Raw genomic sequence first — 7,664 nt, 5'->3', positions numbered from 1 at the left:
TACACGCCGAAAGTACTTGGATGGAAACGTCCTGGGAGGTTAGGTAGATGCCAGTTATATTCCTTGATAGCTCAGTTGGTAGAGCAATCGGCTGTTAACCGATCGGTCGTAGGTTCGAGTCCTACTCAAGGAGCCAAAATTTTGCCTAGCTTTTGCTAGGCTTTTTATTTTATTAATTTGACTCATTTATAAATTTTTGCTATGATATAAAGCAATATAGTTTTAATGCAATGATTAAGAGAAGTAAAATGAATTTGTTTTTCAAAGATTTGACTGCATTCTTAGTTGCCACCGTAAAATAAAATGGTGGAAAAACGGTGCTTTAATAATAAAATACAGGTCAGCGACGATGGCGGTTATTCATTTATTTGGGTAACTGCTTTTTTATGTTATAAAAACAGCAACAGATGAAGCTGTAAAAGAAACACTGGGCGAGGTAGAGAATGAATTAGTTGATTATGCAAAGAATATATTAGTTAGTCAGCTAATTAATCGTAAAGATTTATTGGTTGAAAGATTAACGAATGAAATTGCGGAAAGTAATAATTATTGGATTAAGGCAAGGGATGCATTATATATATTAGTTGTTGAGATTGTAGAGAAAATCTTTAGTAAAATCGAAAAACAAGTAATAAATTTATAAAGAATAAAGCACCTGTAAAATTGCAGACGCTTTTATTTTATCTATTAAATAGGAGTTGTTATTATATGAAAATTTGTATTAATGCAGGTCATTGTATTGGATTAGATTCTAGGGCAGTAGGATCTTTTTTATCTTTAACGATGTATATTTTTTTAAACATTTGTAAACAATTTAAAGAGACATAAAAAAGGGTTTACAAAGGGTTTTGAAACCGTTATAATGAAGACATAAAAAGAAGCGAACCACAATGATGGTCGCCACAAACAATTTTTCTAAAAAACAAAGATTTTATTTTTCAAGACTGTCCGCTTCTGGCAAAGCGGATGGTCTTTTTCGTTCTGAACTTCTTTCTCCTGTGATACTAATTTTCATTCCACTACCCCAATTAGCGTTCATTTCACAAGAAATCTTATCTGCTGGTGTAGCTTTATCTACATATAGTAAAAACGCACATCCTACAAGAAGTATCGCTATACCAACAGTACATAATACGAAATTTTTCATATGAATATCACCTCTTTCCCCGACTGTTAATAGAAGGTTGCAAAGATAGGATGATATTTTATGAACGACCATCACGCATAAATCATTTATCAATCTATCAAGAAATAGATTGTGTTCGCTTTAATATTTTTATTATAACATATAATAAAACAATTTTTACATTAATTGATAATAAATATAATATTTTTTCCAATAATCCTACTTATATTGGTAGGACTATTTTTTTATTCAAATTTATTTTTACATTAACTTTATGTGCTATAATAATAGTATTATTTGTAGAATGAGGGATAAATTTAAATATTTTAATTATAGGAAATGGTTTTGATTTAGCGCATGGATTACCAACTAAATATAAAGATTTTTTAGAGTTTATAATGATATTAAAAAATTCATATGAATATGAATATAATAAGATTTATAAAGATATCCTTTTAAGTGATGATAAAAAAGTAATATTAAAAGAGTTTATAAAAAGTGAAAAATTATCATATGAATATTATGCGAAAAATGGACAAAATTTAAAAGCAGAATATCTTTATATTAAAGAAGAATTAAACCCAATAGATTTATGTATAAACCTATTTAAAAAGAAATGCGAGAATCAATTTAATCTGGAAATTAAAGATTCAAATCAGAATTTATACAATAAATATAAAGAATATAATCCGAAGTTAGAATGGTTATTTTTTAAAGAAAATTTATGGTTGGAATATTTCTACAGTAAAATTAAGCCTAAAACAACTATAGGGGAAAATTGGATTGATTTAGAATCTGAAATTGCAAAAGTTATAAAATGTTTAGAAGAAAATGAAAAAAATCCAAAGCAACCTTTGATATCTTTTAAAGATTTGAAAAAGATTGGAGAGTTGTTTAAATATAATAATGCTATCAATATTGAAGGTAGAGAAAAATATATAAAAAAACTGGAAGATGATTTAAATAATTTTATAGATTGCTTAGAGTTATATATATTATTATTTGATGATAATATTTTATTAAATGATATTTCTATAGAAAAGATTATTTTTAGTAAAATTATCGATACGGTAATAAGTTTTAATTATACTAATACTTATTGTAAAATTGTAAAGAATGTAGATGTTGATTTTATTCATGGGAAAGCAGGAGAACATAATCTAGTTTTAGGGATAGATGAAACAATAGAAAAAGATGAAGATATTAAAAAAGATATTTCCTGTATTCGATTTAAAAAATATTTTCAACGAATACACAAGAAGACTGGTTTAAAATATAAAGATTGGTTAGAAAATGCCAACGACAAAAAACCTGATGGATTTTTCAATAATTCAACGGCTGATAAAATAAAGCATAATATTTGTATTTTTGGACATTCTTTAGACGTTACAGATAAAGATATTTTAAACTATATAATATTACATAAGAATGTAGGTAAAACAACTATTTACTATCATAATGAAGAAGCATATGCCCAACAAATAGCGAATTTGGTTAAGGTTATAGATAAAGATAAATTAATAGAATTTGTTGGAGATAAAAAGATAGAATTTATTAAACAATCGGATGATAAAGTGAAAATATAATATTTGTTAAAATACTCCTGCCTTATTATTAGGGCAGGTTTTTTTGTCTCCCTAGAATCAATTCTAAGCAGTTTATTTTTATATACACTTATCATTTTATCAGAAATAAGATAAAAATAAATATAGAGGAAGTGAGAGTGCTTTAAATTAATTTTTGCTATATCCACATAAAAAGATGGATTTATATACTCACCTATGGTATGGTGGTGGTGTCGCGAACCTGTCTTATGTTGGAGGGCATAGAAAAATGACAGGAAAAGAAAATATGAAATATATAACCTACAGGGAAAATAGGGAAATCTATCAGATAAAAATAAACATTCGATTAGGCGATATAAAAAAGCAAGTAGTCAAACAAGCTAAGACATTAGATAAGGCTATATTAATTAGGAAAGAATTATTAGAAATCTACAAAATGACGGATAAGTTACAAGAGGATAAACCTCAACAAACAGAACCGCCAATCGTAAAAAAGTCAGCAAAGCAAACTGTTAAAAAAGAACCTACTAATAACATAGAACCAAATAATTTTCCTACTCTAGGACAGGGTATGCTTCTATGGCATGAACAAGAAAGAAAACCATTCACCGAAATACAAACGCAGATTAAAAACGAAGCTATGATGACCAATCATATATTTCCTACGCTTGGACATTTGAAGGTGAATGAAATAACAAAGGCAGATATAAAAAGCCTTGCCTTGAAAATGCAAAGTGTAGGAGGCAATAGGCGGAATAGAAAGTCCTTGTCCGCACGTTATACAAAATCAACGATTGGGCAGATTAAACTCTATTTCGATTATTTAATTGATAATGGAGTAATAGAAAAAAATCCATGTTTTAATATTAAATGTAAGCCGACTATACCAAAGCAAAAAGATGTATTTAATGAGATGGAAAAGCAAAGATTTTTAAAGTACGTTAAATCAAAAAGCTATGATTACTATTTACTATTTAAAATATATTTTGAGTCGTGCAGTAGAAGATCAGAATTAATAGGACTGCCTTGGCGCAATGTTGATTTTAAAAAGAGTGGTATTCTGATTCAGCAAACAATCGTAAAGGCTAGAAAAGGAAAATATGAAGTAAAGCAATATCCGAAAAATAAAAATATCCATTTTGTTTATTTATCTGATAAAACTATGTTTTCGTTAAGGATGAAATATGAATCAGTGAAGCGTAAGGATAACTTTGATTTAAATGATTTTGTTTTTCAACAAGAAAATAAACAACACCTTTTTCCTGATACAATTACGAAGTCATTTAAATCATATGTTGACGAATTAAATATAAAAGGAAATATAACACTTCATAGTATAAGGCATACAACTGCAGCAGAGTTAATTATGAAAGGCATTCCTGTGCCAGTAGTACAAGCAATAGGCGGTTGGAAAAATCCAGATACATTAATGAAAATATATACTCACGTACAGACGGAAAACATTAAAGAAGCACAAGAAAAGCTATTTAGCACCCATATATAAAATGGTGGCAAGTGGACAAAATAGGGTGGCAAAATCAAATCTATAATAAAGATTATCTAATGTAAGTGGGCAATCTAATAATAGTATAGTAAAATTATAGTATAAATTTGACTATACTATTATAATATGATACATTATTAGCAATATAGTTTTAATGCAATGATTAAGAGAAGTAAAATGAATTTGTTTTTCAGAGAGCTACGGGAAGGTGAAACGTAGTAAACGATTTATTTGAAGTACACTTATGAGCAAGAAATCGAAAGTTATTTTTATTGAGTAATGAGTAGATGGATTCGGTTGGCTCCGTTACAGGCTGCAAAGTCGTATTTGTAAAAATACTATTTGGGTGGTACCGCGGGTGTTATTTATCTCGTCCCTTTTTAGGGGCGAGTTTTTTATTTTATTAAGGGACTAGGGGCTGAATGAAGAAAATCTTAATTCCTAAATAAAATCTTATTTATAAAACTTTGGAGGGTTTATTGATGAATGTAATTAATGTATTAAAAGAACGTGGCTTTATTGCACAAATGACGCATGAAGACGAGATTATTGAGCTATTTGATAAGGAAAAAGTTACGTTTTATATAGGTTTTGATCCAACAGCGGATAGTTTACATGTTGGTCATTTTCTTGGTATGATGGTTATGGCACATATGCAACGTGCGGGGCATAGACCTATTTGCTTAGTTGGTGGAGGGACAGGGACTATCGGAGATCCATCAGGAAAGTCTGATATGCGTAGAATGTTAACGGATGAAGTTATTCAACATAATTGTGATTGCTTTAAAAAACAAATGCAACGTTTTATTGATTTCTCTGACGATAAAGCATTTATTGTAAATAACGGAGACTGGTTAAGAAATTTGAATTATATTGAATTATTACGCAGTGTAGGAACTCATTTTACTGTCAATCGTATGTTGGCAGCAGAATGTTATAAACAGAGAATGGAAAAAGGTTTAACATTTTTAGAATTTAATTATATGATTATGCAAGCTTATGATTTTTGGGAATTAAATAATCGTTATAACTGTAAATTAGAAATGGGTGGAGATGATCAGTGGTCAAATATCATTGCCGGAGTTGAACTGATTAGACGTAAAGAAAGCAAACCTGCATTTGGTTTAACATTTACTTTACTTACGACAAGTGAAGGTAAAAAAATGGGAAAAACAGAAAGTGGAGCATTATGGTTAGATGCGGAAAAAACTTCTCCATATGAATTTTACCAATATTGGAGAAATGTGAATGACGCAGATGTAGAAAAATGTTTATCCTTATTGACATTTTTACCAATGGATGAAGTTAGACGACTGGGTGCATTAAAAGATCAAGAAATCAATGAAGCTAAAAAAGTTTTAGCTTTTGAGGTAACAAAATTAATTCATGGGGAAGAGGAAGCGCTTAAAGCCGAAGAAGCGGCAAAAGCTTTATTTTCTGGACAAGGAAATTTAGAGAATGCACCAACAATTGAGATCACTAAAGCAGATATAGGTGCAAAATTATTAGATGTTTTAACAAGAGAGTCAGTTTTTGCGTCAAAAGGGGAAGGTCGTCGCTTGATTACGCAAGGGGGGCTGTCCATAAATAATGAACGAGTAAATAGTATTGAATTAGAAATTGCGGAGAATATGTTTACCGATAATACGGCATTGATTAGAAAAGGAAAGAAAAATTACTTTAGATTAGTTATTGTTGAAAAATAAGAAATTTTGCGATTGATTCTATAGTATGGTAAAATATATCTTGCAATTTTATTAAAGGAGTGCGTATTTATTTATGTCAGGACATTCTAAATGGGCAAATATTAAACATAAAAAAGGTAAAATGGATGCTGTACGTGGGAAAATAACAACGAAAATAGCTCGCGAAATCACTGTTGCTGTTCGCATGGGAGGCAGCGATCCAACAGGGAATATGAAATTAAAACTTGCTTTAACAAAAGCAAAAGCGAACAATATCCCAAAAGAAAACATTCAAAGGGCAATCCAGAAGGGGTTAGGAGCTTTAGAAGGCAGCAACTATGAAGAAATGCTTTATGAAGGGTACGGCCCTGGTGGTAGCGCGGTTATGATCGAAGTCATGACAGATAATCGCAATCGTACAGCGGCTGATGTACGTCATATCTTTTCAAAAAATGGCGGTAATTTAGGCGAAACCGGATGCGTAGGGTGGATGTTTAAAAAGAAAAGTGTATTTGTTGTCGAGAAAGAAAACTTTGCAAATGAAGAAGAGTTGATGATGCTGGCTTTAGAGGCTGGTGCTGATGATTTTCAAGTCGAAGAAGATTCCTTTGAAATTACAGGTGAACCAGAAGTATTTGATGAGATTGAAAAAATGCTAGAAGAAAACAATATTGAATCTTCCGTAGCCGAAATTAGCATGGTTCCTGATACCACAGTAAAATTAGAAGGCACGGATGCGACTAAAATGTTAAAATTAATTGAAGCCCTTGAGGATCATGATGATGTACAAGAGGTTTATGCAAATTATGATATTGATGAAGATTTAATGGATTAATTTTATTCAACAATTAAAAGATCATCTAGCGAAAGTACGTAACTGACATACAATCAAAACCTTTGTTTTTATGTGAATAAGCCTACAGTTTTTATAAGTGGAACTTAAGAGGGCTTGAGTCTTTAAAGTAGTTGGACTAGAATGAAGATAGAGTTAAGTTTCTATTTGAATTCTAGTCTTATTTTATCAATGATTTGTATAAAATTAATATTTTTGGTAATAATTATTGCAATATACTTTATAATGAGGTGTTTATGTTGGATGATATTACCTTAAATAAGAAAAAATATATGATGATGGCGGGTATAAGCATTTGTTTTCTCTTATTGCTTGGGATCGGTTACCTTTTTATGACAAGAACAGCTGAGCATAACGATCAAGTTGTAAGTAAATTTGATAATGATATTCGCGTAAAGCAATCGACACAAATAGAGCAAGTATATTTTTATACAAAGTGTAAGGATGAACTTGTTCAAGAAATAATTCCTAACAGTGAATGTATTGGGATAGATTATAAAAGTTTTCAACAAGTTTATCCGCAATGGAATATTGAATTATTTACAGAGGATAAAATAAGAATGAGTTTGCAGGTAAATGATTATTGTGAATGGCATAAGAATAATAATTTCATTGGTATTCATGAGGGGCGTATCGCTATTTTTTCTGGAATGCCAGATAATAAGCCTTTGCTACGTGAACAAACAATGATTTCTGTCGATCAACTGCACCCACAGGCGCTGGAGGAAATTAAAAATGGTTTAGTATTTTCATCGAAAGAAGAAATGCTTCAATTTTTAGAAGGTATACAGTCTAAATAATAAAAACAGTTAACAGCATCACGTTTTATTAGCTATCTGATAGATATTGACATTAACTGAAGAATGCAATAGTTTACACAAAAATTAAAGATTTTGTAAATTTCTAGATTATGCGTCTGATTTTCGGAAAA

At 30.2% G+C, this 7,664-nt stretch carries 6 protein-coding genes, 1 tRNA gene and 1 other annotated feature; of the genes, 6 read left to right on the top strand and 1 reads right to left on the bottom strand.

What is annotated here, in order from left to right; all coding sequences use genetic code 11:
• Positions 1 to 60 precede the first annotated feature (60 nt).
• Positions 61 to 136, top strand: a tRNA-Asn gene (locus tag ACWZFG_RS04030).
• A 795-nt stretch (positions 137 to 931) separates the two neighbouring features.
• On the opposite strand, the gene ACWZFG_RS04025 is transcribed toward ACWZFG_RS04030, so the two are convergent.
• Positions 932 to 1,147 (bottom strand): hypothetical protein, encoded by a 216-nt coding sequence (locus tag ACWZFG_RS04025; protein WP_177503215.1) that lies wholly within the window; start codon positions 1,145 to 1,147, stop codon positions 932 to 934.
• Between the two features lie 290 nt (positions 1,148 to 1,437).
• Between ACWZFG_RS04025 and ACWZFG_RS04020 the strand changes: the two genes are divergently transcribed.
• The 5 genes from ACWZFG_RS04020 to ACWZFG_RS04000 all read left to right on the top strand — a co-directional run bounded on the left by ACWZFG_RS04020 (position 1,438) and on the right by ACWZFG_RS04000 (position 7,533).
• Positions 1,438 to 2,712 (top strand): AbiH family protein, encoded by a 1,275-nt coding sequence (locus tag ACWZFG_RS04020; RefSeq protein WP_455577131.1) that lies wholly within the window; start codon positions 1,438 to 1,440, stop codon positions 2,710 to 2,712.
• A 247-nt stretch (positions 2,713 to 2,959) separates the two neighbouring features.
• The gene (locus ACWZFG_RS04015) at positions 2,960 to 4,195 is read left to right on the top strand and encodes a tyrosine-type recombinase/integrase (RefSeq protein WP_455577129.1); all 1,236 of its coding nucleotides are present in this window, start codon (positions 2,960 to 2,962) and stop codon (positions 4,193 to 4,195) included.
• Between the two features lie 150 nt (positions 4,196 to 4,345).
• Positions 4,346 to 4,576, top strand: a binding site (T-box leader).
• A 101-nt stretch (positions 4,577 to 4,677) separates the two neighbouring features.
• A complete protein-coding gene (gene tyrS, locus ACWZFG_RS04010) occupies positions 4,678 to 5,901 on the top strand; it encodes a tyrosine--tRNA ligase (protein ID WP_177503211.1) in 1,224 nt (407 codons plus the stop codon).
• 73 nt (positions 5,902 to 5,974) lie between these two features.
• Positions 5,975 to 6,715 (top strand): YebC/PmpR family DNA-binding transcriptional regulator, encoded by a 741-nt coding sequence (locus ACWZFG_RS04005; protein WP_177503209.1) that lies wholly within the window; start codon positions 5,975 to 5,977, stop codon positions 6,713 to 6,715.
• 254 nt (positions 6,716 to 6,969) lie between these two features.
• Positions 6,970 to 7,533, top strand: a complete 564-nt coding sequence (locus tag ACWZFG_RS04000) for a BofC C-terminal domain-containing protein (RefSeq protein WP_147668259.1) — start codon at positions 6,970 to 6,972, stop codon at positions 7,531 to 7,533.
• Positions 7,534 to 7,664: the final 131 nt, after the last annotated feature.

This window comes from Anaerosinus sp., from assembly GCF_965318445.1.
This window is presented reverse-complemented; position numbering and strand designations above follow the sequence as displayed.